Origin of the sequence: Streptomyces pimonensis (assembly GCF_041380215.1) — a bacterium.
GTDB lineage: Bacteria > Actinomycetota > Actinomycetes > Streptomycetales > Streptomycetaceae > Streptomyces > Streptomyces pimonensis.
Genome location: NZ_JAHWZY010000035.1, coordinates 1 through 26,891 on the forward strand (window position 1 = coordinate 1; position 26,891 = coordinate 26,891).

Consider the following 26,891-nt stretch of genomic DNA (forward strand, 5'->3'; position numbering starts at 1 on the left):
GGCCCAGCCGCATAGCCCGTGTCCAAGATTCCGGGTCAAGGCCCAAGGCCAGGTAGTTAGCGTTTTCGCAGGTCAGGCAAGGGGTTTTGATTCCCATGCGGTCGCTGCGTAGAGGCCAGGGCCGATCTTGTGGATGAGTCCGCCGTCGGCCCATCGGGAGAGCTGTCTGTACATGGTGTGCAGGGTGATGTCCCCGAAATGTGCAGCGATCTCGCGGGGGCGCCAGAGGCGGGCGGGGTCCTCATGGAGGAGGGCCAGGACCCGGTGCCTGCGGCGCTGGGCCGGGATGGCATACCGGTCGTCACGGGAGCGGGTGGGCAGGGCCGGCTGCATGTCCGGGGGTTCGTGGATGGAGATGTCGAGGCTGACGACGGCAAGAGCGACGTCGGGCCGTCCGTCGCGGTGACGCTGGCTGTAGCGGGAGATCGGTGATTTGACCTTGCGGGCACTCACCCGCTGCCGTCGGGCCGGAAGCAGGTGGGCGAGAAGCTTCTGTCCGATGCGGCCGGCCGTGCCGTAGTTCGCTGTGCCGATGCCGGCGGCCTGGACGACCTGGTCGCGAGCGGTTTGGACGGCGATGGTGAAGCCACAGCGGTCCGGATCGGTTCCCGGAAGGGACTCGGCGGCATCGGCCATGACCGTTCGCAGTGCCTGGTAGAGCGTCAGCAGCGACCACATCTCCTGCTCGACGCCGACAGGGTCGCCCGAGCGCAGGACGCGTCCGGCCATGATCGTGTGCCGGAGTGCGTAGTACGCCGACTCGTGTTCCCACCGCTGGTGGTAGAGGCGCATCAGGGACGCGGCGGGGTAGCGGCGGGCGTCGGTCAGACTGGTCGCCAGGCGGTAGGAACCGGTGAAGTGTGTGCCGTCAGCGCACGTCACGGTGATGCGCGCGTCGATGACGCGCACTTTTACGGTGCCGATCACCGACAGGTACGAGCCGTCGGCCAGACGTGTGAGGACCGGGGTCCGCCGGTTGCTGCGGAGCCGGCCCAGGAACTGGGCACGGGTGGCGCTCACCGCGGCGAGGAAGGCGTTGCCGTCGAAGCCCTTGTCCCACAGCACCAGCATGTCCGGCCGCAGCAGGTGCAGGAGACGGGAGGCATAGCTGGTCTCGCCCTCGTCGGTGGGGCCGAAGACCGCGCCGATCAGGGCCCGTGTCCCGGTCTCGACGAGCGTCATCAGCTCAAGTGTCGGATAGCCGTGATGGGAGGTCCGGCCCAGCCATGCACGGTTGCGCTCCGTGTCGGGGACCTTCTGTGAACTGCAGCCGTCGAACGACACCGTCCGGTACGGGCCGAAGCTCACTCCTGGGGTCGTTGGCCGGGCCAGCGGCCCGGCCAGTACGTCGAACAACGTCCGCACCGGAGCGGTTCCCAGCCTGCGGCGCAGGTCCCGCAAGGCCTTCGGAGTCGGGGAAGCCACCGGCGTCTCGCCCAGCCCGGCCGTCAGCTTGTCCCAGACGAGCCGGTAGCCGACTTCGGGAAAGAGACCCATCGCCAGCAGGAAGTAGATGCCGACACGGGACGGAAGATCACGCAGTCGCTTCTGGAAGCGACGGGTCTCGTGAAGGACAGCGTCGACCAGTTCGAACGGTATGACGGTCGTCAACTCGCCCAGATGACCGGGCGCGAACTTGCCCGCAGCCACGGCGAACGAACGAGTGATGTCCGTCATCGGTGCAGGCAGGGGATGATGAGACGGCAACGGAGCTCCTTGGAGACAAGCTGTCTTGGTCGACTGCCTGTACCAACGAGCTCCGTTGTTCTACGTCAAGATTTCTTCACCGCCACTCGCCTGACCTGCGAAAACGCTAACTACCTGGCCTTGGGTCAAGGCCCCTCGCCGGATAGACCGGCGGGCCACACCTCGACCAGTAAGTCCGAGCGACCCAAAGATCATTTACGGACAAGCCTGTCGTCAGGCACGTACGGGTTTGTTTCCGCAAGAGCCCGACGGCGCCGTGTAGAAGTTTGTGCGGGCACGTCAAGATCTCCGACACGCCTGCTGCGAGAAGACGGCCCGCGATCCAGCACGGGGACCTCGTGGCATCCCAGCACGGTAGGCCGGCTGGCGATCTTCTCCAGCCACTTGGCGGGGGTCCACCCGACGATCGTCGGATGTCCGAAGAAGCGTCCGGTCTTCAAGGCTGGTGGCATGACACGCCGTGCACACGAGCAGGAGCTCGCCGCCTCACATCGGTCATCGGCCGGTGCGGCGGATCGCCGTGACGCCAGGCTACGGTGCGCGCCCTGCCACAGCGGCAGACCACGTAGGAAAGGAATCCTGTGAACACCGCATCCGCCCCCGAGGCGACGGGTGCCGACTCCCCGAGCGCCCGCGAGACGCTCAAGGCGCTGCACGGGTACGTCCGCCCGCACCGGTGGGCTGTCGCACTCGGTCTGTTGTTGGCGCTGGTAGGAGCGGCCGGCGGGTTGCTCCAGCCTCTGGCCACGAAGGAACTGGTCGACCGGCTCTCGTCCGGCGGCACGATCGTCACCATCCTGCTGGCCATGACGGTGCTGGTGCTGTTGAGCACGGTGGCCGAGGCATTCGGCGCCTATGTCCTGGAGCGGACGGCGGAGTCCGTGGTCCTGGCTGCTCGCCGCAGCCTCATCGGCCGGCTGCTGCGGCTGCGGCTCGCGGAGGTGGACCGGATGCAGCCGGGCGATCTGATGTCGCGGGTGTCCTCCGACACTACGCTGCTGCGGGCGGTCAGCACCCAGGCGGTGGTCAACGCCGCGACAGGGGCGGTCACGCTGGTCGCGGCGGTCGTGGTGATGGCTTTCCTCGATGTCGTCCTACTCGGCGTGACGCTCGGTGTGGTCGCGGTCGTCGGCGCCGGCGTTGCCCTGGTGATGCCGAAGATCGGGCAGGCCACCGAGCGTTCGCAGGCCGCGGTCGGGGAGATGTCCACGGGACTGGAGCGGGTCTTTGGCGCTTTCCGCACCGTGAAGGCGTCCGGCGCCGAGGAACGGGAGAGCGCCCGTGTCGAGGCGGCGGCCCGGCGGGCGTGGCGCCACGGGGTGCGCAGCGCGAAGTGGGAGGCCGTGGTGGGGACGGCGGACAACCTCGCCGTCCAGCTGGCCTTCCTCGCGGTGCTCGCCGTCGGCGGAGCGCGGGTGGCGTCCGGGGAGATCCCCGTGTCCACACTCATCGCCTTCCTGCTGTACCTCTTCTACCTGATGGAACCGGTGTACAGGCTGATCGAGGCCGTCTCCAGTTACCAGGAGGGCGCGGCCGCGATCTCCCGGATCACGGAGGTGGATGTTCTGCCGGCCGAGCCGTCGGCCGCACTTGGGCCGGTGCGGCCCGAGGATTGGGCCGTCGTGCAGTACCCGGCGTCGGTCCGCTTCGAGGATGTGTCCTTCCGCTACGCGCCCGGTCTGCCGTACATCCACCAGCAGGTGGACTTCGAGGTTCCGGGCACCGGGATGACGGCCTTCGTCGGCCCTTCGGGAGCGGGCAAGTCGACGCTCTTCACGCTCATCGAGCGGTTCTACGAGGCGACCGGCGGCCGGGTCCTGGTCGACGGCAAGGATGTGCGCGAGTGGCCTCTGCCCGAGTTGCGGTCCGTCATCGGGTACGTCGAGCAGGACGCGCCAGTCCTTGCCGGAACGCTGCGAGAGAACCTGGTCTTCGCCGCGCCCCGTGCGACGGACGACGATATCCGTGCTGTCCTCACCCGGACCAGGCTCGACACCCTCGTCGAGGGTCTGCCGCACGGCTTGGACACCGTGGTCGGGCATCGCGGCTCGAAGCTGTCCGGCGGCGAGCGCCAGCGCGTCGCGATCGCCCGCGCGCTTCTGCGCAGGCCCCGGCTGCTGCTCTTGGACGAGGCGACCTCGCAGCTCGACGCCGTCAACGAGCTGGCGCTGCGGGACGTCATCGCCGAAGTGGCACGCGAGACAACCGTGCTGGTGGTGGCTCACCGCCTGCCGACGGTGACGGACGCCGACCGCATCGTCGTCATGGACGCGGGCACGGTCCGCGCGGTCGGTACCCATGAGGAGCTGGTGGCCAAGGACGAGCTGTACGCACAGCTTGCCGCGACCCAGCTCCTGACCCCGGCGGGCCGCCCTGCCGGGTGAGACGGGCCGGACTGGAGAGCGACGACACCGTCGTCCCCATGGGCTGTCCCCGCCGTGCGGCGGGGACAGCCCAACTGTGTGGCGGGGTGGTGCTGGAGATCCGCCGGGTACCGGCGGAAGGCACAATTCCTGAGGCTGCGGACACCCCCTCCGGGAGTCGCGCGCGGAGTCCGTTCGATCGACCGGCCTGGTACACCTTCCCGCCGAAGGCCCCCACACGGCACTGATCATGGCGAATGCGACCCGCGCAGCCGACGCTTGGGTCATGACGGCCATCGTCAACCGGAGACCTGCACGATCTTCGCCGACCTGCTCCAAGCCATCGAGCGCCATGGCTGAGACGCGCGCCCTGCCTCCGCACCATTCGGACTCAGGGGCACCCGCCGCACCGGTCACCGGTTCGCAGCACACGAGGACTTCGGGGGAGTCCTCGCCCCCGGGTGGTCGGTCCGCGCCAGGAGGATCTGGTACGGGTTGCCGGGCGCACGGCCGAGGCCCGCAAGGGCTGATCCCCTTGCGGGCCGCGAGGGCCGTCGAGGCCGGGGGCGCGTTGGCCGGCCGCCCCCACTCCGCTCTTATCGGACGTACTTCGCCGGTTTGGTGGCGGCGTTGAGCAGAGACTCCAGCGGTCCGCGGCGGAAGAAACGGGACCAGACCGCGGCGAACACGATCGCCCCCAGGATGAACATCAGCACGGGCACCCAGGACACCTGGCTGCTTTCGCCGGTCGGCATGCCCACCACGGACTGCGCGACGAAGTGGCCGACGTAGGCCGTCAGGGACATGGTGCCCACGGCGATGACCGGCTTCGCCAGGCGGCGCAGGAGCGGCAGACGGTTCATCAGCACCATCGCGCACACGATCACGAGGATCGCGACGCCCACGCTGCCGATGATGTCGAACGTGGTGCCGCTGTGCGGCCCGGCGGACAGCAGATCCGAGGCCGCCCCCTGGGCCTCGAAGGATCCGCTGCCGAAGGACGCCGGCTCGGAGCCGGCGGACGACTTCCCGCCCTCCGCCATGCTCCGCAACGCGTCCTTGCCCGCCAGCAGCAGGGACATGCCGTACGCGGCCGCGGTGAGGGCGGCACCGAGCGCGGCCAGGCGCCACTGAACGGCGGCGGTCGACAGGTCGAGGCGGGCCAGCGCCATCCCGGCGACCACGAACGGCATCCACGTGATCGCCGGGTAGAAGCCGGTGAGCAGCAGATCGAGCACTCCCACGTCGCTGAGCGCCTTGAGCGGGTCGTAGGCGTTGACACTCTGCTGGACGGACTCGCTCAGCAGCGACTTCAGGACGAACGCCAGCTGTGGGGCGACCAGGGCGAGCCCGGCCGCGATCATCGCGAGCGCTCCGGCGCGCAGTCGCACCAAAGGCAGTGCAAAGAGGAAGTAGACGCCGTAGAAGGCGAGGATGATCACGCCCCCGTACTCGATCGCCAGTGCGGTTCCCAGCACCAGCAGGACCACGGCGCGGATCGCGATCCGCGCTTTCGCCTGCCGGCCGGCCAGGCCGGTCTTCGGCTCCCTGCGGCCGGCGATCAGCATCAGCGAGAACCCGGCGAGGGTGGCGAACAGGACCGACGAGTGGCCGTCCGCCATGTACCGGACCCAGCTGGCGACGCCGTCCGTGGCCGACAACGGGGGACCGATGTGCACGACGTACATGCCGAACACCGCCAACGCACGGGCCACGTCCAACCCGACCAGGCGCCCCAGCGACGGACCGGCCGAGGCGGGCACGGCGGACTCGGGTGAGGTCCGGCGCTGCGGAGGCGAGTGCTCCTGCAGAGCTGCTGTCTCGTGCGGCGGCTGCGTATCTGTCATGGAGACAACCTCGTGATGAGGCCGGGTGGCGGACCATCCGGCAGCCTTCGGTGACCGCCCCGCCGGTCGGCCGGAACCGCCCCGCCGACCGGCGGGGCCGGACCGCGGCCGCCACCTCGGAGCGGATCACTCGCAGCGCCGGAGCAAAAACGCCCGCACCCTCCCGGCGACCTACATCCCTACTTGATCAGGGCGTTGGCCACCACGACAGCCAGGCCGAGGAGCGCGTCCGCCGTGCCGATCTTTAAAGAGGAGCCCCAGGTGCGGTCTCCGGTGCGGGCGGCAAGCAGCCCCCAGGCAAACAGCAGCACCACGTTCACGGCGAAGGCCAGATTCTCGATGCCCGGCGAGGGCCACCAGCCCCACGCCGAGCAGCAGGACCAGTGTCGGCGCCGTCGCCAGGACCAACGGCCACTCGGACAGCAGCAGACGTGCCGCGGCGCGCACCCCGTGGACGGCCTGGTCGCCGCGCCGGGCGATCAGATGCGCGTAGCCGTGCGCCAGGGCGGACGCGACGACCGTGGCTACAAGCCACTTCGCGCTGCTGAGCCGGTCGGCGGGCAGGAGCGCACCCTGTTCGGTCAGGGCGGCCACCAAGGAGCTGGCCAGCACCGCCCCGTACACACCACCGAACAGCACATGGGGCCGCGCCGCCCAGTGACGCAGAACGAGAGCGGACTGGCGCAGGCGCAGAGGCGATTGGGGCATGGGCAGGGGGCCTCGAATATACGGCTGTCGCTTGCGGCCCGCCGGTTCGGGCCGCCCTCCAACCGATCCCACCGCAGTAGGGCCACAGGTTCCATCCGCCTAGGTTCGCCCACCTGCCCGCCGAAGGGCCGGAGCGCTCCCCCCGGACGGCTGGAACGGGCCTGCCGGGTGGCGGGCGTTCCCTCGTGGTCGCGCCGTGGCGCGCCGGAGCGGACGTACGCTCGGCAGCGAGCGATCTCTGTACGAGAGCCGGAGTGCCCTGCGCCGCGTACGGGTCGCCGAGAACCGAAACAGGACAGACGAGTGCGAGGCGGAACGCCGGTGATCCGGGTAGTGGTGGTGGACGACGAGGCGCTGGTGCGATCCGGCTTCCAGATGATCCTGAACGCGTCCGACGGCATCCAGGTCGTGGCGACCGCGGAAGGAGCGCAGGCGGCCGACGTGATCCGACGCGAGATGCCGGACGTTGTGCTCCTCGACATCCGCATGCCGGACGTGGACGGTCTGACCGTCCTGCAGCAGATCCAGACGCTGCCCGAACCACCGCACGTGGCCATGCTGACCACGTTCGACACCGACGAGTACATCCTGACCGCGCTGCGCTCGGGGGCCGCCGGCTTCCTCCTCAAGGACACCGAGCCCGAACAGCTCGCCCAGCTGGTACGCACCCTGGCCGCGGGCGGGGTGGTGATGTCCCCGAAAGCCTCACGTGCTCTGCTGCGCAGTCACCCGGGAGCAGGTGCCCCCCAGGACGCGGACGTGGCGCGCGTGGGCCTGCTCAGCGACCGGGAACGCGACGTCCTCGTCCTGGTCGCGGAGGGGCTGTCCAACGCCGACATCGGCACCCGCATCCATCTGAGCGCGGGCACCGTCAAGGACCATGTCAGTTCGATCCTGACCAAACTGCGGGTCTCCAGCCGTGTCCAGGCGGCACTGCTCGCGGAGCGGGCCGGACTGCTCAGCAAGAACGGCGACAACGCGGCACGGGACCGCGGGCGATGAGCACGGGCCGGGCGCTGTGGAGGCGGGTGCCCCTCTGGGCGGTCGACGCGGGCCTCGTCGCGCTCGCCGTGCTCGACGCCTGGATCAACCTCTTCGACGAGGGAACCCCCCTCGTGTGGGCCTGTGTCGCCATCGGCGGCGCAGGGCTGTTCCTGCGCAGGCGCTTTCCGCTGACCGTCTTCCTGCTGACGCTGCCCATGACGGTCTTCATGGACGTGGCGGTCGCGCCGATCGCCGCCCTGTACACACTGGCCATGTCCACCCGCAACCGCCACCTGCTGGTCGGCTGCGCCCTGTTGCACGCGGCGGCGAGCACCCTCGCCTGGCCTCTGTCCGACACGTTCACCGGCGACCGGACCTGGACGCTCATCCAGTTCGTCTACACGCTGGCCACAGCCATCGCCCCGGTCCTGTTCGGCCAACTCGTGCAGGCCAGACACGATGTGGCACGCCAGCTCGTCGAGGTCGAAGAGGCCCGCGAACACGAACGCGCCCTGCACGCCCAAGCCGTCCTCGCCCGCGAACGCGCCCAGCTGGCCCGCGAGATGCACGACGTCGTTTCCCACCAGGTCAGCCTCATCGCCGTGCAGGCCGGAGCGCTGCAGGTCGCCTCCAAGGATCCCGATGCCCGCGAGGCCGCCCGCACCATCCGCTCCCTGAGTGTGAACACCCTCGACGAACTCCGCCACATGGTCACGCTGCTCCGCGCCTCCGGCGGCAAGGAAACCGAACTCGCCCCCCAGCCCACCCTCGCCGATCTCCAGCAACTGATCGCCAACAGCGGCATCGAGACGACCCTGGCCGGCGAGCTTCCGGCCGACATCAGCACAACCGCCCAGCGCACCGTCTACCGCACGATCCAAGAAGCCCTCACCAATGTGCGCAAGCACGCCCCCGGAGCCCGCGCCGAGGTACGCCTGTGGCACGACGCACACCACTTTGGCGTCACCGTCACCAACACAGCACCCACCCGTCCGGCCGTCGCCCTGCCCAGCTCCCGCCAGGGCCTGATCGGCCTGCGAGAACGCGCCGAACTACTCCACGGCACCATCACCGCCGAACCCACTCCACAAGGCGGGTACAAGGTCGAACTACGAGCCCCCGCCCGGCCCGACTGAAACCGACCCCACGAGCACCGGCCGTACCTGAACCGCTCCGTTCGATGCGGCAGCCTTCCGGTTGGGCCTGGAAGAACGCGGCCTCAGCTACGCGGTCGGCATCTCCACCACGACATACGCAGGTCGCGGCCCGAGGCCTCAGCCCGTCTATCCTGAGCCGGCCCAGACGGTGAAGAAGCTGGTCATTGCGGTCGGCAAGCCCGAGAACTGGGATCCCGCCTCGCCGAAGGCCGATCGCCAAGGTGGCCCGCCGCACCAAGTGCGGGGGCATCCCCGCCGATGTCGGCCATGTCGAGAAGTGGCAGCTGGCCCTGGACATGCTCGGGCTCCGATGTGAACTGGGCACGTTCCGGCCGAACATCGTTGCCATGGTGATGACTTCGGTTCGGCTGACCGGCGAGCAGGCCGCGGGAGCCCGGCCCCCGAGGCTCGTGAACGGCGTGCCGGACCAGGCGGTCGGGGGCCCTCGCGTTCTGCCTGAGGGCACCCCGCCTGCTCTTCCCTACGGGTGCGTCACTTCCTTCTGGGCGTCGCCGTCGAGCGGATGAGCGGTCTCGTCGGCACGCACCTTGGCGAGCGCGCCCACGATCAGGGCGAGCGCCGCGGGTGCCAGGCCGGCGATCCCGAACAGGGCGCCGTGGGAAAGGTGCTCGGACGCCAGACCGGCGAAGGCGATCGACACGGGCATGAAGGCGATGGTGATGAGGAAGTCGAGTCCGGCGACTCGTCCGATCATCTCCATCGGAACCCTCCGTTGGAGGAGTGTGCCCCAGATCACCAGGCCGACGCTGAGCAGGGCGCCGTAGACGAACAGGCCCGCGCCGATGACCCACGCATTGCCTGTGAGCGCGCGGCGCGGGCAAGAGCACCCTGCTGTGCGTGCTGGCCGGTGACCTGGCGCCCGATCAGGGCGAGTGCAAGCGCCCGGAGCGCATCGGCTGGCTGCCGCAGGAGACGGAGATCGCCGACCGGCAACAGAGCCTGCTGGCGGCCTTCGCGGCGGGGCTGCCCGGTGTTCCGGAGGAACACTGGGGCTCGCTCTTGGGCTTCGGGCTCTTCCGGCCCTCGGCGCTGAGCACCGCCGTGGGAGACCTGTCCACCGGGCAGCTGAGGCGGCTGGCCCTGGCCCGTCTGCTGCGCGACCCGGCGGACCTGTTGCTGCTCGACGAGCCGACGAACCATCTGTCGCCCGCGCTCGTGGAAGACCTGGAGGAGGCGCTGGCGCACTACCAGGGCGCGCTGGTGGTGGTCTCCCACGACCGCATGTTTGCGCAGCGATTCACCGGCCGCCGTATGCACATGGAGGGTGGCCGCTTCGTGGAGTGAGACGGCCTCGGGCGAGGGACACCGGCCGGGTTTCCGCCCCGGCCGGTGCCCGGAGACGGCCGGTACCCCAGTGACGCCGGTGCCCGGTTGGCGGCCGGACAGCCGTCGCCAGGAGACGATCTGGCGTTCCAAGCCGCGGATCAGCATGCCCTGCTTCCACTGCAGTTCCTCGACCGGCTCGGCCAGGTCGAGGGTGGGGAAGCGCTGGACGAGGGCGGAAAGGGCCTCCTGGAGTTCCAGTCGGCCCAGCTGTGCGCCGATGCAGTGGTGCGGTCCGTGCCCGAACGCGATGTGCGGGTTGCCCTCGCGGCGGAAGTCCAGCTCGTCGGGATTGTCGAAGACTTCCTCGTCCCGGTCGGCCGACGCGAAGTGGACGACGCAGGGCTCGCCGGCCCGCACGGTCACGGTGCTCAGCTCCACATCCTCGGTGGCCACGCGGACGAAGCTGCGGGCGGACACGAGCGGCGTGTACCGCAGCATCTCCTCCACCGCCGCGGGCACGAGGCTCGGGTCGGCGACCAGTGACTCGTAGCGCTTGCGCTCGGTCAGCAGGAGGTAGGTGAGGTTGGTGATCTGGTTGACCGACGTCTCGTGGCCTGCGATGAGCAGGCTCACCCCCATGTTGACGATGAGGTTCCCCCAAGGCCGGGTAGTTAAGGGCTTGCAGATCAATAACTCGCGCTCTTGATCTCCGGTTTGGGGATGCCGAGGTGTGTGATGAGATCGGTGAGATCGTCGAGGGTGGCCAGTTGCGTCTCGGCGGGTTCGATGGCGTGTCCGGTGTCGTGGAGGAGCCGGCGGGTTTGGCTGATGGCCCGGTTGAGGGTCACGGCTGTCACGGTGAAGAGCGGGGCGATGACGACCTGGGGGAGCTTGAACCTCTGGTAGAGGATGGTGGCCAGGAGCCGGTCGACGAGGGTGAGGCCGGGGCGCCGGCCGGTGTAGAGGCCAGCGGCAGGGGTCTTCTGCCGATCGCCGCCGCGTCGCTGCTGAAGGTCTGCTTCCCGCTGAGCCGCGCGGGCCGCTGCCAACTCAGTGACCAGCGAGTTCCACTGCTCGGGCGGGATTCCGGTGAGGGCGGGATGGGTCAGCCAGTCACGGCCGGGGCCGGCTTCGTTCTGGGGCGGGATCGGAGTGACGCCGTCCCGGCGGTGTTCCTGAGGGTGGAGGGTGTAGTTCCAGTCACCGTGCCAGTCGTGGCGGCTCAGTGGCAGGGCGTTCAGTTGCCCGTCACTGATGCGGACGCCGGTCTTATAGATGGCGGTGTCGAGTTCGGCGCGGACTGTCAGTCCCGTGCGGGTGGTGGTCGCTGCGATGCTGTTCACGATGACTTCATGGCTGGTCAGCGGCCTGCCCCGCCAGTTCATCGTGATGTGGGAGAACAGTCGGTGCTCGATTCGGTTGCACTTCGATGTGCCCGGAGGAAAGTGACACACGGTGATCTCCAGTCCGGTCTGGACAGCCAGCGCGGCCAGCTCGAACTTCCAGGCGCGGGTGCGGTAACCGTTGGAGCCACCCGCGTCCGCGGTGATCAGTAGACGGTGCGAGCGCAGGTAGGTGTCGCGCCCGACCGCATGCCACCAGCGGCGGACGGAGGCGACGGCGAAGGCTGCGGTGTCGTGGTCGGTGCCGACGTTGACCCAGCCCGCGTCCGTGGTCAGGTCGTAGATCCCGTACGGGATCGCCTTGCCCGGATCGGCATCGGGGAAGTCGTGGGTGCGAACCCGGACCGGATCACCTTTGCGACGCCACTGGTGGCCAGCGTTCTTATAGTTGCCGACCAACTCCTTTTTCTTGGTATCCACACTGATCACCGGGTCTCCGGCAGCCTGGAAGTCCTTGGCCTGGCCGTTGATATAGCGGAACTGCGCATCACGGTCCGGGTGTTGGGCACCTTCGACCGTCTTGGCGTTGCCTTGGAGACTGAACCCCTCCTCGCGCAGCACGGCCGCCACTGTGTCCGCCGAGACCCGGTGCCCCTGCCGGGTCAGCTCGGCAGCCAGTTGCCGAGTCGACTTCGTCGTCCAGCGCAGCGGCGACATCGGGTCCCCGCGTACATCCGGTTCCACCAAGGCCAGCAGCGCGGGCCGGAGGCCCAGATTCAGGTCCACCGCACGCTTGCGGCCTCCACCGGACCGGCGCACCCGCCCCAACGGCGCCTCGCCGGACTCCAGTTCAGACACCCCGCGTGACACCGTGCCCTCACGCACCCCGGCGGCACGGGCAACGACACGGATCCCCCCATGCCCCAGCAACCGTGCCTCCGCCCCTATGGCCAGCCGACGCTGACGCTCATCCAGGTGCGGAAACAGCGCCTCGAACTTCGCCGCCAGCTCGGCCTCGTTCCCCTCCGGAATCCCCATACCACAACAACGACGCTCGACCACGGAAGCGACGGCTTGTTTCCCGGCCAGGGCTAACTACCCGGCCTTGGGGGAACTTCAGGCTCACCGTATAGACCCCCGCCCGTCACCGCGCGTGTGCGAGGGCCGCCGCGCGGGCGCCGCGCCGTCGGCGTGGACAGGACGATCTCGCGCCGGGCCGTCTCAGCGATCTCGATGATGCGCTCGGCGTGCGGTAACAGCAGCGCGCCCGCCTCGGTCAGGGACAGTCGACGCCGGCTGCGGTCGAACAGCTCGGTCCCGACGGCTTCTTCGAGGTTCTTGATCTGGGCGGTCACGGTCGACTGGGCGTAGTGCAGGTTCTTGGCGGCCTGCGTGAAGCTCAGCTCGGCCGCCACCTCGCGAAAGGCCCGTAACTGTTGGAACTGCATGACATGGCCCCTTTCTCCGACCACGTTCCCGAGACAAGTAAAGATACCAGCGTGCCCGTTTCTTTTCGACCCCGATCGGTCGTTCAGTCGGCCATCGCCGCCGGCGACATAAGGTCCCGGGCGAGCTGCGGCATCACGTCGTCCAGCAGCTCCCCCTCCCGCACGGCCCCTTCCGCGGTGCGCGGCAGCTCGTCCACGGCCACGGCATGCGCGTACAGGACGGGCAGATTGCGCTGGCAGGCCGCGAGCACGGCCCGCCGCCCGGAGACCTCCCGCTCCGGCGAGAGCGGCACGAACGCCACCACCAGCGCGCCGCCCAGCTCGGGCAGCTCGGTGTGGACCACGGTGCACTCCCGCACGCAGGCCAGCTCGAGCAGCTCCCCCTCAAGGGCGAAGAAGCCGCTGTCCAGGTCGGTGTCCGGGACGTCCTCGAAAAGGCCGGACGAGGGGTGGACGGTCATGCGGAAACCTCCTGATGCGCGGTCTGTTCCAGCTGGAGGTTGAGGGTGATGATCGGAAGCACCGCTTCCAGCAGTTCGGCGGTCCTGATCCGTCCCGTGGGGCTGTAGGGGATGTGGTCGACCGCGATCACGTGGGCCGGGATCGACGGCGCCCGGCGGGCGCAGGCGGTGCGCAGCGCGGTGTGTCCCGAGACCTCGCGGCCGACGGCGACGGCGATGAACGGCACGACGAGCGCGTCGCCGAGCGCGGGCAGACGGACCCGCACCACGGCGGTGTCGCGCAGGCAGGGCAGGTTGAGCAGGTCCGACTCGAGGCGGAACAGCGCCGCGTCGAGGGCGCGGTCGCGGGCGGGCGGCGTCACGCCCGAACCGCGCCCGGTCAGGGTGAGCCGGCCCTGCTCGTCGAGGACGCCCAGGTCGTCGGTGACGAAGAAGCGCTGCTCCCCGGCTCCCGCGTCGAGGGTGACGAACGCGTCCTCGCCGTCGAGGTAACCGTCCATCACGTGGTGCCCGCAGACGGCGATCCGGCCGGGCCTTCCGGCCGGCAGCACGGCTCCTTCCTCGTCCAGGACCGTGATCGCGGTGCCGAACACCGCCCGTCCCGTGCGCATACGGGAGACCTGCCCCTCCTCGGGGGTGAGGATCGCGCTCAGCCCGGTCTCGGGTGTCGTGTACGCCAGGTGCAGCACGGGGCCGAGCCGCTCCCAGGCGGCGTTGACCGTCCAGCGGCCCAGGTGCCGGCCCGGGGTGATCACGCAGCGCAGACGTCCCAGGGACGCCAGCGGCGCGGACGCCGGGTGGGCCAGCAGCCGGCCGAGCGTGCCGGGATCGAACACCGCGGTGGTGACGTGTTCGGCGGTGACGAGCGCGGCCAGGTTCTGCGCGTCCTGCGTGGCGTCCAGCACCACGGTGGCGCCCACCGCGAGCAGGGTGCGCGCCAGTTGCAAGGAGAGGGGCAGCCACAGGGGTGCGGCCACCAGGTGCGTGTCGTGCGCGTCGAATCCGAACTCGTCGATCAGACCGACCAGCCCACGCCCCTCGGTGGCGGCCCGGCGCACCGCGATCCGCTGCCCGCCGGGCACCGCGCCGAGGGACTCCCGGTGCAGCGGTTCGGGCAGCCGGCGCAACGGCTCGCTCTCCGACAGCCGGCGGAACGACACCTCCGTACGCGGCGCACCGGAACCCTCCGGGGTCCCACCCCCGCCCGGCACGGGTTCCTGCACGTCCTCCGGCCGCACGTCCTCCGCCGGTGCGCGCCTCACCGTCGCGGTCCCGTCGGCCGCCGTGGCGTCCAGCGTGATCCATGAGGACGCGGGCCCGCTCGGCCACGTGCGCCCCTCCAGCAGCGGCCGGTGGCGCGGGTCGACGAACACCGCGCACGGGTCGAGCGTGCCGAGGAGGGCGTCGAGCCGGTCCTTCTCCTGCGTGGGGTCGAGCCCCGTGCAGGGGACGCCGAGCGTCGCGCAGGCGGCCAGGGCGACCGTGAGCTCCCAGCTCGGGTCGGCCAGGAACACCGCGCGGACGGGGCCGGCCTCCGGCAGCCGGGCCACGAGGCCGGCCGCGAACCGGTCCACCGCGTCGGCGAAGTCCGTCCAGGACAGACGCGTCGTGCCGTCCGCGACGGCGATCGCGTCGGGGCGGGCAGCCGTATGCCGGCGGATGTCGTCAAGTTTGATCATGTGGCTTCTCCGTGGTCGGTGAGCCCGGGCTCCGGCGTCCGGTCCTCGTCGCGCCCCGCGCCGGGCACCGGGCGTCGGGTACGGCACGCACGGCGGGTGCGGGAGCGGATCGAACACCAGGGGAGCTGGAGACAGCAAAACAAACCCGCATGCGGGTTTTCAACGTGTATCGGAAAGTACGATGCCACGGTGCCGGTGTGTCAGGTTCGCGCGCCGCACGCGCTCATGGGCGCCGATCATCCGAGTGTCGATCCGCCGGCCCGAGGAGGACGCCTTGCCCGACACCCGGACCCATCCGCCGGCCGACGTCCACCTGCCCGGCCGGCTCGACCGGACGGTGCCCGCGTGAGGCCCCTCGCCGTGCTCGTCGGCCTGCCCGGGGCGGGCAAGTCCACCGTGGGACGGCTGATGGCCGAACACCTCGGTGTCGGCTTCCGGGACACCGACGAGGACATCGAGTCCGGCGCCGGACGGTCCGTCGCGCAGCTCTTCGCCCAGGGTGGGGAACACCGCTTCCGGGAACTGGAGAAGGCGGCGGTGCGCACCGCGCTCGCCGAGCACGCGGGAGTGCTCGCGCTGGGCGGGGGCGCTGTCGTGGACCCGGACACGCGCGGGCTGCTCGCGGGCGGTCCGGTGGTCCACGTCGACGCCGAGGTCCGAGAAGTGCTGGGCCGCCGTGGGGGCGTCGCGGGCCGTCCGCTGCTCGCCGGGGACGCCACCGCCCGGCTGTGGGAACTGGCCGCGCAGCGCGCGCCGTTCTACCGCGAGGTCGCGCGGGTGACCGTTCCCACCCGGGGCCGCGACGCCGCGCAGGTCGCGCGGGTGGCCCTCTCCCTGATCCTGCGCAGCGCTGCGCCCCTCAGGGGGAGGTGAAGCGCGTCCCAGGGCTGCTCCCGGCACAGCGCGGTACTCATGCCCGGGGGAGCCGGAGGGAAGCGCCGGGTGACGGACGGCCTCGTCACGGTGCTCGATTCCGCCGACCGGCTGCCGGTCGCCCGTGAACCACGGACACGGTCCTACGCCTTGCTCGGTGCCGGTCCCGGGGTGTCCGCCGTGGACGTGGGCTGCGGCGCCGGACGGTCCGTTGCGGAACCGGCCGAACGGGGCGCCGGTCCGTCCTCCAGGAGCGTGCCGTCGGTCGCCGCGGTTGCTGCGACCGGCCGAGCGGTTGCGGCAGCTGGTCGTCCGCTTCCTGGGCAGTCCGTCCGAGCCGGACCGGCTGCACTGCCGTCCGGGCGCCGAGGGGCCGCCGCGCTCCCCCTGCCCGCGGCGGGCCCGTTCACTCGGCGGCCTGCTCCTGTTCCGCCCTGGCCATCAGCCGCTTGCCGCGATCGGTCGTGATGTCCAGTTGCTCGTACGTCTCGGGGGTCGCGATCACACGGGCGAGCCCCCGGTAGAGCACCGTTATGCGCTCCTCCAGGTCACTGCGGTCGCTCATCACCTCCGACATCAACTGCACCCCGCTGAACGCGCCGACGATCATCTGCGCGGCGTCGGGGATGTCGACGTCCGGCAGCAGCTCGCCCCGCTCGTCCGCCTCGGTGAGGATCCTGAGGTGCGCGTCGATCCACGCCTGGTACGGAACCCGGCGGTTGAGCTCATGCACCTGGTCCACCGCCAGCCGGATGCTGCCCTGCAGCATCCGGTCGAAGGTGAGGCGGTGGGCGACGAGCAGCCCCATGTCGAGCACTTCCTGGAGCTTGACCGTGCGCTCGCCTGGCGGTACCTCCAGGTAGCCGATCTGGCCGCCGACCTGTTCGTCCAGGACGGCCTGGGCGAGTTCCACCTTGGACGCGAAGTGGAAGTAGAAGGCTCCTTTCGTCACCCCGCACCGGTTGTAGACGTCGTAGATCGTGGCCCCCGCGTAGCCGTGTTCGGCGAAGACCTCCCCGGCTGCGTCGAGGATCGCTTTCCTGGTCCTGACCGCACGTTCCTGTCGTGCCACGCGGCCTCCCATCTGTGCTCAGCCGCCCCGGAGGGACGGCTTCCTGTGCCTGATCGGCGGGCCCGTCGTCCATCCCATTGAAAAACAAACCCGCATGCCTGTACTTTACCGACCGCGGGGGGCGATCGGCCATACCTCACCGCGTGCACCTTCACCGACGAAGGGACAGCAATGACTTCGAGTGCTATGGCTCCGCAGACCCGAGGGCTCCACAAGGGGGCGTGCTACGCCTTGTTCCCGCAGGTCAAGACCGTAAGACCGCCCGCCGTGCCGGCACCGGTGGCCCGGGAACTCGTCCACCGGGCACAAGCCCACAACGTGCTTCCCACCAAACTGACCCGCCACGACGACACAAACTTCACGGTTTCCGCACGCCTTTCTCATCGCCACCGGCTCTTCATGACAGAGGACGGCCGGTACACGGCCTCATTCGTGCTGGAGGCGATCCGGCAGACCACGCTCCTGGTCTCGCACACCGAGCTGGGCGTTCCCCTGGGTCACCACTTCGTGATGTGGGACATGGGTCACCACCTCGACGCGGAACTGCCGCCCCTCGGCCCCGCCTCCGAGGGGCTCACGCTGGACGTCGAGGTGACGGACCTGCGCCGGCGCGGCGCCGTGCCGTCCGCCGTGGCGCTGGAGATGACGATCCGCGCGGCCGGACGCGCCGTCGGCACCGGCTCCATCCGTTTCAACATCACCTCGCCCGCCGCGTACACACGCATACGCGGCTCCCTTCCCACCAGCGGCGACCCGGACCTGGCCGCCGCGCTGCCCGCCCCGGTGGACCCGCTGACCGTCCACCACACCCGGGTGTGCGACGTCGTCCTCGCCGCATCCGACCGGCCCGGCCGCTGGCAGTTGCGGGCCGACCCGGCCAACACACTCCTCTTCGACCGGGTCAACGACCACATCCCGGCGATGGTCCTCGTCGAGGCCGCGCAACAGGCCACCGGCCTGACCGCCCCCCGGGGCCGGTTCGTCTCGTCGTCCTCCAGGATGAACTTCAGCCGGTACGTGGAGCTCGACCAGCCGTGCTGGATCGAGGCCCACGAGGACACCACCGAGGACGGAACGCCCTCGGTCCGTGTGACCGGTCACCAGAACGAGCAACTCGCCTTCGTGATCGAGTTCGCCGACACCGCCGCCCGGTAGGGCATCGCGGCGCCACACCGCCTTCCCGCGGGAGACCGCCCGGCAGGGCCGCCGTCCCGCTCTCCGACGGAGCCGAAGCGCCGCCGCCGTACGAGTCCGTGAACGAACCCCCTCCTCGGGTGCCGCCCCGCCGTCCCCTCGTACCGGCATCCCCCCACGGCCTGCCCCGGCAGAGCACGTCACCGGGTGTGTTCCCCTCGTGCGCGCGCCATGTGCCCCCTCCACCGGCCCGTCACCGTCCGTCCCCCAGCGGAAGAGCCCCCGGCCCCACCTGTACGCCGAGGGGGCCGCCACCGTGTGCTTCCGGGTCCCGGCCGCGCCCCACCGCGCCGGAACCCGGAAGCACACGCATGCGACAACGCCGGGATCGGCACGCCGCACCCTGCACGGCGACCGCCGGTCACGGACACGGCCGGGACCGGCGTGCCCGGTCACCGGACCGTCCAGCCGCCGTCCACCGGCACGGTGGCGCCGACGACGAACGAAGCCCGGTCGCTGCCGAGCCAGGCGGCGGCCTCGGCGATCTCCTCCGGGTCGGCCAGACGCGGCAGGGGCGTGGCGCTGCGAATCAACTCCTCGGCTCCGGGCTGCCGTTCGAGCCAGTCGTCGAGCATCTCGCCGCGCGTCGAGCCCGGCGCGATGGCGTTGATGCGGATGCCGCGCGCCGCGTACTCCGCGGCCGCCGCCTTCGTCAGGCCGACCACGGCGTGCTTGGAGGCGACGTAAGGGGCCGCGACGGGGGTGGCGACCAGTCCCGCGGTACTGCTGGTGTTCACGATGGCCCCGCCGCGCGGCAGCATCGCGCGGATCTGGTACCGCATGCAGTTCCACACTCCGCGCACGTTGGTGTCCATGATCAGGTCGTACAGCTCGTCCGCCGTCTCGTGCAAGGGGACCTGGGGGGCCGCGGCGCCGGCGTTGTTGAAGGCGAGGTCCAGCCGACCGAAGCAGGCGAGGGTGCGCTCCACCGCGGCGGCCACCTCGGCGCCGCGCACGACGTCGGCGGTCGTGAACTCCGCCTCGTATCCCGCGGCGCGCAACTCGTGGGTGAGGGCCCGCAGTTTCTCCTCGCGACGGGCCACCAGCATCACCGCCGCACCGTCGCGGCAGAACACACGTGCGGCCGCGGCGCCGATCCCGCTGCTCGCCCCGCTGATGAAGGCGCACTTGCCTGCCAAAGGGCCGTCCCGCTTCATCCGCGTTCTCCTCCCTGAATTCCCCGGCCTTCAGGCCTGGGTGGGGGTGTCTCCCGCTTGCGGGGGAGAAACGAAGCTCCTGCGGAGCAGGGCGAGGAAAGCCGGTCCGCCGCCAGGGCGGACCGGCGTGCACCGTCCACCGGCCGGCACCCGTATGGTCGCGTCCGCTGCCCGAGGGGACGGAGCCGACCACGGTGACCGTGTCCCGTGACGCTGCCGGGCGCTGGTTCGTGTCCCTGCTGTGCGAGGACAGCGTCGTCCCGGTCCCCGCCGCCGGCGTGGCGGTCGGCAGTGACGTCGGCATCGCTTCCCTCGTGACGCTGTCCACCGGGGAGAAGGTCGCCGACCCCCAGCACGAGCCGCGCGACCGTGCCCGGCCGGCACGCGCGCAGCGTGAACTGTCGCGCAAGGCGAAAGGCTCGGCGAACCGGGGCGGGACCCGGCGCTGCGACGCCAGGATCCACGCGCGGATCGCCGACCGGCGCCGCGTCTTCCTGCGCAAGCTGTCGCCTCGGCTCGTCCGTGAGAACCGAACGGGCGTGACCGAGAACCCCAGCGTCCGCGACCCGTTGAGGAACGACCGGCTCGCACGCGCCGTCTCCGACGCGACCTGGACGGGACCGCGGTCCCTGCCGGAGTACGAGTGCACCCGGTACGGGCGCGAACTCGTGGTGATCGGCCACTGGTTCTCCTCCGGCGAACTGAGCGGGAACTGCGGAACGGTCCGCGGGAAGCTGCCGCTGAACGTCCGCGGGTGGACGTGCGACTGCGGCGCGGTGCACGACCGCGACGTGAACACGGCGCGCAGCATCCCGGCCGCCGGGCCGGCGGCCTCCGCCTGTGGAGACGGGGTAAGACCTCAACGGGAGTCCTCCCGGACGGGGCGGTCGTCGATGAAGCGGGGACGCCAGCGGGCGGCCGCTGGGCTTCCCGCCTTTGGGCGGGGGGAAGGTCAAGATCCCCAAACTACCGGAGGAACGTCTTCCGTTATCGTCCGTGCACACAACTGACCTGATTCCTCCGTCGTCCCGCGGGACTTCGCCCCGACTTCACCGACCGGAGAGCTCTCCCGCCCGGTCACCGACCTGATACACGTGGCCGGATACGGCCTCCCGCCCGCCATACCGCACAGCCGGCCCGGCCTCCCGCCCACCCGGCCGAGGGCCCGGTGGGCGGGAGCCGACGCCCCGGCCCGACGAACGACCGGGGCGGTCGTCCCGCGACAGGACCACACCGGCAGGGCCGCCGTGCAGCCGTCCCCTGTTGGACGACTACGGGACCTGGACGACTACGGGACGACTCCCACGCTGTAGGCGTTGTGCGGGACACTGCCCAGCAGACGGGCGCCCGCGGACTGGAGGACCTCGTCCTGGGCGACGACGTGCTGACACATCGTGGTGAGGTCGCGCAGCCAGCGGTCCAGCGCGGAGGGCCGGTAGACCGCGGCGGTCGCCACCAGGTCGAAGAGGGAGACCACGACGGAACGGGCCGTACGGAAGGCGCCCGCCCGGGCCAGCACGGTCGCCATCTGCTCGTCGGGCGTGGGCACGTCGCCGGCCTGGAGGATCTCCCACTGCTCGCGCAGGCTGCCGTAGACGGCGTACCGGGCCGCGGCCAGGTCCATCTCCGCCCGGGCGATGGCCGTCTGGACGCGATAGCTCTCCGACCACGGTGTCTGCGTGGCACGGTCGACACGGGTCGCGGCCATCCGGCGCACATGGTCGATCGCGGCACGTGCCACCCCGAGCGGCACACCGGGCATGTTGCGCAGCACCGCGTCGGACGTGGCGGCGGCGCCGGTGACCCGCGGCCGGGCGAAGCTGAACGTGTACTCCTCGGGCACGTACAGGTTCTCCGTGCGGTAGTCCCTGCTGCCGGAGCCGGCCAGACCGGTCGTGTACCAGGTGTCCTCGGTCTCGAAGTCCTCAGCGGGAGCCACGACGATGCGCCAGTTGCCCGGAGCCCCGGGCGGCCCGGGCTCGAGTTCACCGCGGCGGGTGACCAGCACCCCGCCGACGACCCAGGTGCTGTGGGTGATCCCGCTGCCGAAGTGCCACTGCCCCGTGACCCGGTAGCCGCCGGGCACCCGCTCGGCACGGCCCATCGGCGTGATCGCCCCGGCGGTGACGGCGTCCGGGTCCTCCAGCAGCCGGCGCGCGACGTCCTCGCGGAGGAACCCCGCGTAGACAGGGGTGTCCATGCCGATCATCGCGCACCAGGCGGCGGAGGCGTCACCGGTGGCCAGGGCCTCGACGACCTCCGTCTGCTGCACGGCGTCGAGTTCGGGACCACCCCACGCCCTCGGACGGGCCATACGGAAGACACCGGTCCCGCGCAGCAACTCGACGACGTCCGCGGGCAGCCGCCGGCTGTTCTCGATGTCCTCGGCCCGCTCGCGCAGCCGGGGCGCGACGGCGCGGGCCCGCGCCAGGATCCCCTCCGCGGTGAGGACCCCCTCCTCGGCTGAGACGGAATCCAGCAAGTCGATGAGGCTCATGCGGCTCTGCCTTCTTTCTGGGTCCGCCCCGGCCATGCCTGGGGTCGTGGCACCCAGGGGAGCTGGGTGTGGATTTCGTGCGGCTGCCGGCTGCGGCTCGGGAGGCTTGGCCACCCGGCTCCCCACGACGACTCGGCCGCCGACGGGAAATGCGAACAGGTCGCTGTGTGGAGCAACGCCGGCGAGGTCGTCCGTGGTACGCACTGCAGGACGCCCCCTCCTTCCCGGCGCGCGGCACTCACGCGTAACGCCCTGCGGCGATGACGTGGTGGGGATCGACGGCGTCCTTCAGCCGCCGGGCGAAGGACCGCGCACCGGCGCCCGCGGGCAGCCGGTCGGCCCAGCCGGTGTGATCGATGTCGAGGCGGTAGGGGAGGAACCCCTCACCCACGAACAGTTCGTAGAGCCGGTCCAGTACCCGGTGGGCCCGCTCGGCCTCCTCGCCTTCACGGGCGAACCTCATCGTCACGACGCAGTCGACGACGTCCGCGCCGAGCACGTTGAGCGTGACCCCGCAGCGGATCCCGGTCTCCGCGCGCACCTGCTCGACCAGTTCGTCCGCCCGCGCCAGCGCCGCCCCGCTGAACGGCACCAGCGGCAGGAAGAACAGGAAGCCGCCCTCCTCGTCCAGCCGCACGGCCGGACGGCCCGTCTTCGCCTCGAACAGCGCGTCCGTCGGGTCCGGATCACCGGCGTAGGCGCGCTCCACGCGCACGGCGACGTCATGGCCTGCCGCGGCCGGATCGGTCGCGTCGGAGTCCGACACCGCGCCGAACAGTCGGGACCTGACGGCCTCCACGGCGAGGATGCCGCTCAGCGCGTCCACGACCTCCGGCGTCCCGTCGACGCACACATGGACCAGGTACTGGCCGGGCTCGCCACCGTACGCCCGGGCGGCCACCTCGTTGTAGATCTTCACCACACCGCGGGTGAGCCCCTGGGTCACCCAGCGCCGCACCTCGGCGGTGGCCGCCTCCACCTTGTCGGGGGCGAAGGCGAGCCGGACCACCCGCAGCGCCTCGGGCCTCGGCAGCAACCGGACGGTGGCCGCGGTGACCACGCCCAGATCGGACTGCACGAACAGCTGCACCAGCGAGGGGCCGAGGCCGTGGGTGTAGACCGGAGTCGGCCGGTCCTGCTCGGGCCACCAGCCGACCCGGATCAACTCGCCGTCGGGCAGCACGACCTCAAGACCCGTCAGGTCCTCCACCCGCTGGTGGCGCAGGCCCACGCCGCGGTCCAGGGCGTTGCCGACCACGCTGGTGTGCGCGGAGGAGGCCGTCACGTTCAGCATGCGCTCGCTGCCCTCGGTGAGCCGGGCGAGGCGGGCCTGGGTGACACCGGGCTCCACCACGGCCCAGCCCCGGACGACGTCGATGTCGCGGATCTGGTCGAGGCCGGACAGGTCGAGCACGACCGCCCCGTCCCGCGCGGGCTCACGCGAGCCCAGCCCCCAGTTCCCTCCGGTGCTGAAGGCGTGCAGCGCGGCGGGGGTCTCTCCGTCGGCGAACAGCTCCACGACGCGCCGTACGTCCTCGGCCGTCTGCGGCCGTACCACCCCGAAGACGGCGCGCGAGCGGTGGAGGCCGGCGTTCGGCCCGAGCATGGTGGCCGGCGTGCCGGTCGTCTCCTCGTCGGGGTACGTGACCCGGTCCGCGCCGACCACCTGTGCCGCCTGGGCAAGCACGGCCCTGAGCCGACCGGTGGCGGACTCCTCGTGCCTGGTGCCTGCTTCGGGAAGAACGGTCATCGAAACACCTCGGGGTTCCTTCGACAGCGGCGTGGACATGACGGACAGGGGAGTACTGGACAGCCATGGACAGCCATGGGCACACGGCTCGTCATGCGAGGTTCCACGCTAGGAAGACGAGCGCGTTTCCGTTCCTGCGTTCGCGCACGCCCACTGAGTGGTTCGCGCACGCCTTCCACCGTCGGAACGACCTACGCACTCCGGCCCCGGCCCGCGAACGGACGGTGCGACGGCCCGCAGCCGACCGACCGGATGCGGAGGTACGGAGTCCTCCGGGCCGGAGGCTCGGAGGACGGCCCGCCCCCTGCCGCCACCACGCCTTCGATGCTGTTTTCCGTCACGGCCGGCACCACCCGGGACTCGGCACCGCTGCTGCTGACCAGGACCTTCACCCGTCAACGGTGCCGCACGCGGAGCGAGCTGAGCCACAGGGGGTTCTTTTTTTAAGAGGGACTTCCGAAAACCGCCCCCTGACCTGCTGGTTTTCGCAAGCAAATGTCGGTGGCCGCCGACATTACGCCTTCCTGGATGTCGTTGAGCGCCGACATTCGGAGGGGAAAGTTGCGTCTGCCCGCAACTTCCCTCGGAAACATGCGGAGGGACGCAACTTTCCTTCACCCGGGGCGTTCACGGGCGAAGCCGGGCCGACCTCGACCGGATGCCCTGGTTCCGTATCAGGGCCGGAACGCCGTATGCCGGTGGCCGCCGACACGGACTTGCCGCCACCCGCAACTTTCCGAGGCAGAACATGCGGATGGCCACAAGTTTTGCCGTACAGTGCCCAGCACCTGTATGCGAAAGGACCCCCACATGGGTGAATCTGCACAGCCTCTGCGTGGATTGCACGCGGGGCCCGGACCACAACAGGCGAGACCGGTGCGGGCGGTGAGAGCCGACGACGGCCCGGACCTGGCGCGCCTGATCGCCGAGCAGTTCGGCAAGACCCCGGTGCACGAGGTGAAGACGACCGTCTACCGGCGGCCCCCGCACGACATGCTCGGCGCCGACGGCTACTCGCTCGTCAGCAACTACTTCCTGCGGCGCGTACTGCCCTACTGCCTGATGCACAACGTCATCACGAAGCTGCAGTCGGCCGTGCTGTCGAACATCATCGGCCGGCAGAAGAAGGGCAGGATCGCGGTCACCCACGCGGAGATCGCGGAGGAGCTCGGTGTGAAGCGCACCAGCATCGGCCACGCCCTGGACGCCCTGTGCGAGAAGAACCTGATCCACCGGGCCAAGAGGTCGACCTATCAGCTCAATCCCCGTGTGGCCTACAACGGCAACGGGCAGGAGCAGTACGACTTCCTCGCAGAACTGCGGGCCCTCGCCCTGGACTCCCGCTTCCCCGACGAACTCTCGCCCGAACTGACCCGGTTCCCCAAGACCGGCACCGGCACCGGCTGACGGAAGGGATACTCATGGCCATGCTCTTCAACACCACGGGCCTGTTGGGCATGCTCCACCAGCTCCGGCTGACGCCGACGGCCATCGACGTCCTGTCCGTGATGGTGGCCCATCAGCAGCCGGGCGGCTCGGTCGCCATGAACCAGTCCGAGATCGACGAGATCCTCGGCGTGGGCCAGGCATCGATGAGCAGGGCCATGGCCCTGCTCGTCGAGCGGGGCATCGTCCTGCGCTCGGGAGGCGGCCGAGGCCACCGCTACGCCCTCAACCCGGCTGTCGCCGGCTACGAGTCGCAGACCGAGCTGGAGAAGGAGATGACCCAGCTCCTGTCGGTGGGCGGCCCGCCCTCCATCAGGGTCCCCGGCTACGGCAAGCGTCCCCCCAAGCCCGGCAAGGGCGGACTCCACGCCGTCGCCTGACGCGAGGAAGCAGTAAGGCCCCAGCGGACTGCCGGGGCCTTCTGCACCTGTACGCAAATCTGCGACCACCTCAGTATGCCCCCGATCCGGGCACGGCACCACGTGCGGAAACCCGCCGCGGGCCTTGAGGATCTCGTTCGCCCTCTCCAACTCGGCGACCTTCGGTGCCCTACGAGTGGTCTCCGTTCGGTCCGCAGACTTCCTGGGGCCGGCGGCCACGAAGTCGCGGCTGCCGTGCCCTGACGGTCACAGGACGACCCCACAGGAGGTGTTCTCCACGCGGCCGGCGTCGTTCGCGTGACCGGGAAGGACGAAGGAGCGGCGACCTGGGCGGAGCCGACGCGGACTTCATCGTCGGTGAGCTGCTCATCGACTGCAAGGCCATCGCCCGACCTCGCACGATCCACCGTCCTGCGGTGCAGCAGCTCGCCGGGTGTCCGCTGTTCGACTACGACGACACGTACGGCATCGACCGGGAGGTCCCTCCCTCTCCCGCCAAGGTGCCTTGATCACATGGCACGTCCCCGAGTTCCTGAACGCTCCGGGCGCGTGTTCCGCTGCCCCCGCTACCCCGCTGCGCGCTCTGCTGCGTGATCACCTGCGTCAGGCGGGCGATCGGTGCCGCCGGAGAAGGGGTAACGGGGAGGCGTCCACTTGCTCGTCCATGTACGAAGGCACCGGGCTGTCATGTACGTGAGGTCAATGAGCACCGATCTCAGGATCGGTGCTCATTGACCTCACGTACATGAGTTCTGGTCTCGGAGCTGTTCAGGTTGCGCGACGCAGCGGGATGACGACGTCCTCACCAGTGCTCTTTGCGCTGAGCCTGTAATAGCTGATGTGCGCGAGGCGCTCGGACTCCTCGAGCCATCCAGCCTCCACGACCTGACGCCGGGTGCGGGAGAAGACGGTCGGGGACATGCCGACGAGCTCGGCGAGCTTGGCGCCGGTTTCGACGACGGCGCCGGCGCGGTCGGTGGGATGCATCGCGTAGAGCATGATGACCAGACGTTGGTTGGCGGTCATGCCGGCCGTACGGTGCAGGACGTCCAGGAGCTTGTGCTTGTCGTCGTTGTTCACTGGACCTCCCACAGTGAAGGAGTCGTGTTGCTGAAGCCGGGGATGTCCGGCGGGTTGCATGTCTTGATCGCTTCCCGTTGCTCGATGCCGGTCCCGTGGAAAGCAATGTACGGGCTGATCCGGTAGAGCCTGTAGTTTCCGATGCGTCCACGCTCGATCAGGATGCGCTGTTTGAGCAGCTTCCGGTTGATCTTGCCGACGGCATCGGCGGTCATCCCGACCTTCTTGGCGATGTCCGCGCCGGTCGCCCTCAGCGGCGCCATGCCTTGAGGGGAGACTCCGATCCACCACAGCACCATGTACTTCTGGCTCGGGGTGAACTCTCTGCTTTCGGTGATCGCTTCGACCCTGGCCTTGTCCACCTGGATGTGCTCGCCCGAGAAGGCGTAGGGCGCATAGGGGATGGTCTCGCCGGTGTCGGCGTCGACCAGTCTGCGTACTGCTCCCAACAGGCCCTC

The 26,891-nt window shown here is 70.3% G+C and carries 23 protein-coding genes and 3 pseudogenes; 11 read left to right on the forward strand and 15 right to left on the reverse strand.

Annotated elements, in window-relative coordinates:
* Window positions 1–72: 72 nt before the first annotated feature.
* Window positions 73–1,677, reverse strand: coding sequence for an IS4 family transposase (locus tag KYY02_RS26890; protein ID WP_371242300.1), 1,605 nt, complete (start codon window positions 1,675–1,677; stop codon window positions 73–75).
* Between the two features lie 611 nt (window positions 1,678–2,288).
* Here KYY02_RS26890 and KYY02_RS26895 point away from each other — a divergent pair.
* A complete protein-coding gene (locus KYY02_RS26895) occupies window positions 2,289–4,091 on the forward strand; it encodes an ABC transporter ATP-binding protein (RefSeq protein WP_371242302.1) in 1,803 nt (600 codons plus the stop codon).
* A 575-nt stretch (window positions 4,092–4,666) separates the two neighbouring features.
* On the opposite strand, the gene KYY02_RS26900 is transcribed toward KYY02_RS26895, so the two are convergent.
* Window positions 4,667–5,917, reverse strand: a complete 1,251-nt coding sequence (locus KYY02_RS26900; protein WP_371242304.1) for a DUF418 domain-containing protein — start codon at window positions 5,915–5,917, stop codon at window positions 4,667–4,669.
* Window positions 5,918–6,096: 179 nt separating this feature from the next.
* Window positions 6,097–6,231, reverse strand: coding sequence for a hypothetical protein (locus tag KYY02_RS26905; RefSeq protein WP_371242306.1), 135 nt, complete (start codon window positions 6,229–6,231; stop codon window positions 6,097–6,099).
* 206 nt (window positions 6,232–6,437) lie between these two features.
* On the opposite strand from KYY02_RS26905, the gene KYY02_RS26910 reads away from it, so the two are divergent.
* From KYY02_RS26910 to KYY02_RS34020, 4 genes and pseudogenes are all read left to right on the forward strand, one after another.
* Complete coding sequence (locus tag KYY02_RS26910) at window positions 6,438–6,578, forward strand: hypothetical protein (protein ID WP_371242308.1); 141 nt, start codon at window positions 6,438–6,440, stop codon at window positions 6,576–6,578.
* A gap of 422 nt (window positions 6,579–7,000) precedes the next feature.
* Window positions 7,001–7,627 carry a response regulator gene (locus tag KYY02_RS26915; RefSeq protein WP_371242395.1) on the forward strand — a complete coding sequence of 209 codons (627 nt, stop codon included), beginning with the start codon at window positions 7,001–7,003 and terminating at the stop codon, window positions 7,625–7,627.
* Window positions 7,624–8,745 (forward strand): sensor histidine kinase, encoded by a 1,122-nt coding sequence (locus KYY02_RS26920; protein ID WP_371242310.1) that lies wholly within the window; start codon window positions 7,624–7,626, stop codon window positions 8,743–8,745. Before KYY02_RS26915 ends, KYY02_RS26920 begins: the two co-directional genes overlap by 4 nt.
* Before the next feature lie 199 nt (window positions 8,746–8,944).
* Window positions 8,945–9,068 (forward strand): annotated as a pseudogene (locus KYY02_RS34020) (IS701 family transposase); the annotation flags it as partial.
* A gap of 179 nt (window positions 9,069–9,247) precedes the next feature.
* On the opposite strand, the gene KYY02_RS26925 reads toward KYY02_RS34020, so the two are convergent.
* A complete protein-coding gene (locus KYY02_RS26925; RefSeq protein ID WP_371242312.1) occupies window positions 9,248–9,487 on the reverse strand; it encodes a hypothetical protein in 240 nt (79 codons plus the stop codon).
* A gap of 137 nt (window positions 9,488–9,624) precedes the next feature.
* Here KYY02_RS26925 and KYY02_RS26930 point away from each other — a divergent pair, with 137 nt between their 5' ends.
* Entirely contained in the window at window positions 9,625–10,071 is a 447-nt protein-coding gene (locus tag KYY02_RS26930; protein ID WP_371242397.1) for an ATP-binding cassette domain-containing protein, read from the forward strand.
* A 204-nt stretch (window positions 10,072–10,275) separates the two neighbouring features.
* On the opposite strand, the pseudogene KYY02_RS26935 reads toward KYY02_RS26930, so the two are convergent.
* From KYY02_RS26935 to KYY02_RS26955, 5 genes and pseudogenes are all read right to left on the reverse strand, one after another.
* Window positions 10,276–10,692, reverse strand: a pseudogene (locus KYY02_RS26935) (cytochrome P450); the annotation flags it as partial.
* Window positions 10,693–10,739: 47 nt separating this feature from the next.
* On the reverse strand, window positions 10,740–12,434 hold the full coding sequence (locus KYY02_RS26940; protein ID WP_371242314.1) for an ISAzo13 family transposase: 1,695 nt from the start codon (window positions 12,432–12,434) through the stop codon (window positions 10,740–10,742).
* Between the two features lie 53 nt (window positions 12,435–12,487).
* Complete coding sequence (locus tag KYY02_RS26945) at window positions 12,488–12,844, reverse strand: LysR family transcriptional regulator (RefSeq protein ID WP_371242316.1); 357 nt, start codon at window positions 12,842–12,844, stop codon at window positions 12,488–12,490.
* An 83-nt stretch (window positions 12,845–12,927) separates the two neighbouring features.
* Window positions 12,928–13,305: an acyl-CoA synthetase family protein gene (locus KYY02_RS26950; RefSeq protein WP_371242318.1), complete on the reverse strand. Its 378-nt coding sequence runs from the start codon at window positions 13,303–13,305 to the stop codon at window positions 12,928–12,930.
* On the reverse strand, window positions 13,302–14,984 hold the full coding sequence (locus tag KYY02_RS26955) for a class I adenylate-forming enzyme family protein (protein ID WP_371242320.1): 1,683 nt from the start codon (window positions 14,982–14,984) through the stop codon (window positions 13,302–13,304). The genes KYY02_RS26950 and KYY02_RS26955 overlap by 4 nt, the downstream gene beginning before the upstream one ends.
* 345 nt (window positions 14,985–15,329) lie before the next feature.
* Here KYY02_RS26955 and KYY02_RS26960 point away from each other — a divergent pair, with 345 nt between their 5' ends.
* Window positions 15,330–15,857 carry a shikimate kinase gene (locus tag KYY02_RS26960; protein WP_371242322.1) on the forward strand — a complete coding sequence of 176 codons (528 nt, stop codon included), beginning with the start codon at window positions 15,330–15,332 and terminating at the stop codon, window positions 15,855–15,857.
* A 406-nt stretch (window positions 15,858–16,263) separates the two neighbouring features.
* Here the strand turns inward: KYY02_RS26960 and KYY02_RS26965 are convergent, their stop codons facing one another.
* Entirely contained in the window at window positions 16,264–16,929 is a 666-nt protein-coding gene (locus KYY02_RS26965; protein WP_371242323.1) for a ScbR family autoregulator-binding transcription factor, read from the reverse strand.
* Between the two features lie 186 nt (window positions 16,930–17,115).
* Between KYY02_RS26965 and KYY02_RS26970 the strand changes: the two genes are divergently transcribed.
* Window positions 17,116–18,084: a ScbA/BarX family gamma-butyrolactone biosynthesis protein gene (locus KYY02_RS26970; protein ID WP_371242399.1), complete on the forward strand. Its 969-nt coding sequence runs from the start codon at window positions 17,116–17,118 to the stop codon at window positions 18,082–18,084.
* A 431-nt stretch (window positions 18,085–18,515) separates the two neighbouring features.
* Here KYY02_RS26970 and KYY02_RS26975 read toward each other — a convergent pair whose 3' ends face one another.
* A complete protein-coding gene (locus tag KYY02_RS26975) occupies window positions 18,516–19,280 on the reverse strand; it encodes a glucose 1-dehydrogenase (RefSeq protein ID WP_371242325.1) in 765 nt (254 codons plus the stop codon).
* A gap of 155 nt (window positions 19,281–19,435) precedes the next feature.
* Between KYY02_RS26975 and KYY02_RS26980 the strand changes: the two are divergent.
* Window positions 19,436–20,212 (forward strand): annotated as a pseudogene (locus KYY02_RS26980) (RNA-guided endonuclease InsQ/TnpB family protein); the annotation flags it as partial.
* A gap of 356 nt (window positions 20,213–20,568) precedes the next feature.
* Here KYY02_RS26980 and KYY02_RS26985 read toward each other — a convergent pair.
* Together KYY02_RS26985 and KYY02_RS26990 are read right to left on the reverse strand one after the other, a co-directional pair.
* Window positions 20,569–21,777, reverse strand: a complete 1,209-nt coding sequence (locus KYY02_RS26985; RefSeq protein WP_371242327.1) for an acyl-CoA dehydrogenase family protein — start codon at window positions 21,775–21,777, stop codon at window positions 20,569–20,571.
* Between the two features lie 238 nt (window positions 21,778–22,015).
* The gene (locus KYY02_RS26990) at window positions 22,016–23,527 is read right to left on the reverse strand and encodes an FAD-binding oxidoreductase (RefSeq protein ID WP_371242329.1); all 1,512 of its coding nucleotides are present in this window, start codon (window positions 23,525–23,527) and stop codon (window positions 22,016–22,018) included.
* A gap of 885 nt (window positions 23,528–24,412) precedes the next feature.
* On the opposite strand from KYY02_RS26990, the gene KYY02_RS26995 reads away from it, so the two are divergent.
* Window positions 24,413–24,934: a replication/maintenance protein RepL gene (locus tag KYY02_RS26995; RefSeq protein ID WP_371242331.1), complete on the forward strand. Its 522-nt coding sequence runs from the start codon at window positions 24,413–24,415 to the stop codon at window positions 24,932–24,934.
* Between the two features lie 20 nt (window positions 24,935–24,954).
* Window positions 24,955–25,353 carry a hypothetical protein gene (locus KYY02_RS27000; RefSeq protein ID WP_371242332.1) on the forward strand — a complete coding sequence of 133 codons (399 nt, stop codon included), beginning with the start codon at window positions 24,955–24,957 and terminating at the stop codon, window positions 25,351–25,353.
* 768 nt (window positions 25,354–26,121) lie between these two features.
* On the opposite strand, the gene KYY02_RS27005 is transcribed toward KYY02_RS27000, so the two are convergent.
* Complete coding sequence (locus KYY02_RS27005) at window positions 26,122–26,433, reverse strand: replication initiation protein, RepL2 (RefSeq protein ID WP_371242334.1); 312 nt, start codon at window positions 26,431–26,433, stop codon at window positions 26,122–26,124.
* Window positions 26,430–26,882, reverse strand: a complete 453-nt coding sequence (locus KYY02_RS27010; protein ID WP_371242336.1) for a MarR family transcriptional regulator — start codon at window positions 26,880–26,882, stop codon at window positions 26,430–26,432. Before KYY02_RS27010 ends, KYY02_RS27005 begins: the two co-directional genes overlap by 4 nt.
* Window positions 26,883–26,891 lie beyond the last annotated feature (9 nt).

Excerpts from the sequence above, each read along its gene's own strand:
- KYY02_RS26890 (WP_371242300.1), bottom strand. The coding sequence starts at position 1,677 with ATGACGGACATCACTCGTTCGTTCGCCGTGGCTGCGGGCAAGTTCGCG.
- KYY02_RS26900 (WP_371242304.1), bottom strand. The coding sequence starts at position 5,917 with ATGACAGATACGCAGCCGCCGCACGAGACAGCAGCTCTGCAGGAGCAC.
- KYY02_RS26915 (WP_371242395.1), top strand. The coding sequence starts at position 7,001 with ATGATCCTGAACGCGTCCGACGGCATCCAGGTCGTGGCGACCGCGGAA.
- KYY02_RS26920 (WP_371242310.1), top strand. The coding sequence starts at position 7,624 with ATGAGCACGGGCCGGGCGCTGTGGAGGCGGGTGCCCCTCTGGGCGGTC.
- KYY02_RS26925 (WP_371242312.1), bottom strand. The coding sequence starts at position 9,487 with ATGGAGATGATCGGACGAGTCGCCGGACTCGACTTCCTCATCACCATC.
- KYY02_RS26940 (WP_371242314.1), bottom strand. The coding sequence starts at position 12,434 with ATGGGGATTCCGGAGGGGAACGAGGCCGAGCTGGCGGCGAAGTTCGAG.
- KYY02_RS26945 (WP_371242316.1), bottom strand. The coding sequence starts at position 12,844 with ATGCAGTTCCAACAGTTACGGGCCTTTCGCGAGGTGGCGGCCGAGCTG.
- KYY02_RS26950 (WP_371242318.1), bottom strand. The coding sequence starts at position 13,305 with ATGACCGTCCACCCCTCGTCCGGCCTTTTCGAGGACGTCCCGGACACC.
- KYY02_RS26955 (WP_371242320.1), bottom strand. The coding sequence starts at position 14,984 with ATGATCAAACTTGACGACATCCGCCGGCATACGGCTGCCCGCCCCGAC.
- KYY02_RS26970 (WP_371242399.1), top strand. The coding sequence starts at position 17,116 with ATGGCTCCGCAGACCCGAGGGCTCCACAAGGGGGCGTGCTACGCCTTG.
- KYY02_RS26975 (WP_371242325.1), bottom strand. The coding sequence starts at position 19,280 with ATGAAGCGGGACGGCCCTTTGGCAGGCAAGTGCGCCTTCATCAGCGGG.
- KYY02_RS26985 (WP_371242327.1), bottom strand. The coding sequence starts at position 21,777 with ATGAGCCTCATCGACTTGCTGGATTCCGTCTCAGCCGAGGAGGGGGTC.
- KYY02_RS26990 (WP_371242329.1), bottom strand. The coding sequence starts at position 23,527 with ATGACCGTTCTTCCCGAAGCAGGCACCAGGCACGAGGAGTCCGCCACC.
- KYY02_RS27000 (WP_371242332.1), top strand. The coding sequence starts at position 24,955 with ATGCTCTTCAACACCACGGGCCTGTTGGGCATGCTCCACCAGCTCCGG.